The organism is Streptomyces sp. 8P21H-1 (genome assembly GCF_013302945.1).
The window spans coordinates 1-1418 of sequence record NZ_JABTYA010000201.1 but is presented as its reverse complement, the minus strand read 5'-3'; the positions used below and the strand labels follow the sequence as shown (position 1 = coordinate 1418).

Below are 1418 nucleotides of genomic sequence, written 5' to 3'. Positions count from 1 at the left end.
TGCCCGCCGCCTGGCGGGCCGCCTGCCGCACCCTGCCGGGCTGCACGCTGCCGCGGCTGACCGGCACCGACCTCGTCGGACTCGCCGGGCTGCTGGAGGCCCTGGAAACCACGGAACGGCCCCTTCCGGAGGGATGATCCGGGCATGGTGAACAAAAGCGGAGAAAACACAGGAGCGGGGACCCTCGACGAGCGCATCGCCGGAGCCCTCGTCGGGGCCGCCGTCGGCGACGCGCTCGGCGGCCCGGTGGAGGGCTGGTCCCCCGACCAGATCGTCGAGCGGCACGGCGGACGCGTCCACGGTGTCGTCGGCCCCTGGCACGGCGACGACTGGCGCACGGCACGCCCTCTCGCCCCCTACCACAAGGGCGACGGACACGTCACCGACGACACCCTGATGACCCACGCGCTGGTACGGGTGTACGCGACGGTCCGCGACCACCTCGACGCGTACGCCGTCGCCGAGCACCTGGTGCCGGACCTGATGACGACGCCCCGCTGGATCCCGGAGCTGGAGGCGGAAGCCCTGCCCCTCCAGCGGATCTTCCTCGCCGAGAAGTGGCTGGTGGCCCGGCTCCACTACGGCCACGTGGACCCCCGCGAGGCCGGCACCGGCAACATCGTCAACTGCGGTGCCGCCATGTACATGGCCCCGGTCGGCCTGGTCAACGCGGCGAACCCGGCGGGCGCGTACGCCGAGGCCCTGGACGTCGCGGGCGCCCACCAGTCGTCGTACGGGCGGGAGGCGGCCGGTGTCTTCGCGGCGGCCGTGGCGGCGGCCTGCGCCCCCGGCGCCACCCCCGACTCGGTGGTCGGGGCCTGCCTCGCCGTGGCGAAGGACGGCACCCGGGCCGCGATCGAGACGGTCTGCGACACGGCCGCCCGGTACACGGACTTCGAGTCGGCGCTGCGCCCGCTGCGGGAGGCGGTCGCCCCCTACGACACGGTCGGCGCGGACTACCGCAGCCCGTCCCTGGGCGCCCGCCGCCCCTCGCGCATCCACTCCGTCGAAGAGCTCCCGGTGGCCCTCGGCATGCTGCTGATCGCCCGCGGCGACCACCGGCACGCCGTGCTGGGCGCGGTGAACTACGGCCGCGACTGCGACTCCACCGCCACGATGGCCGGTGCCCTCGCGGGCGCCCTGGGCTCGGAGATCCCGGCGGGCTGGGCCAAGACGGTCGCGGAGGCCAGCCGCCTGGACCTGCGGGCCCCCGCGCGGACCCTGACAGAGGTGGCCCGCGAGATCTTCGCCCGCGACGTCGCCCGCCGCCGCGCCCACGAGACGGCGTACGCGGAGCTGTCATGACCTCCCTGCGCCTGACCTGGGTCCAGCCCGAGGACCTGCTCGGCCACGAACTGCGCCAGGCCCGGCAGGACGGCCGCGAACCGTCGGCCGTCGAGGCCCGCTGGCGGACGGCG

The 1418-nt window shown here is 75.5% G+C and carries 1 protein-coding gene and 1 pseudogene; both read left to right on the top strand.

Annotation, left to right across the window (positions count from 1 at the left end; all coding sequences use genetic code 11):
• Window positions 1-137, top strand: a pseudogene (locus HO151_RS07295) (ADP-ribosylglycohydrolase family protein); the annotation flags it as partial.
• Between the two features lie 7 nt (window positions 138-144).
• Entirely contained in the window at window positions 145-1305 is a 1161-nt protein-coding gene (locus HO151_RS03345; RefSeq protein WP_173894619.1) for an ADP-ribosylglycohydrolase family protein, read from the top strand.
• The last annotated feature ends 113 nt before the right edge of the window (window positions 1306-1418 follow it).

What these genes read in the sequence shown, in the direction of transcription:
- HO151_RS03345 (WP_173894619.1), top strand. Translation starts at nt 145, where the DNA reads ATGGTGAACAAAAGCGGAGAAAACACAGGAGCGGGGACCCTCGACGAG.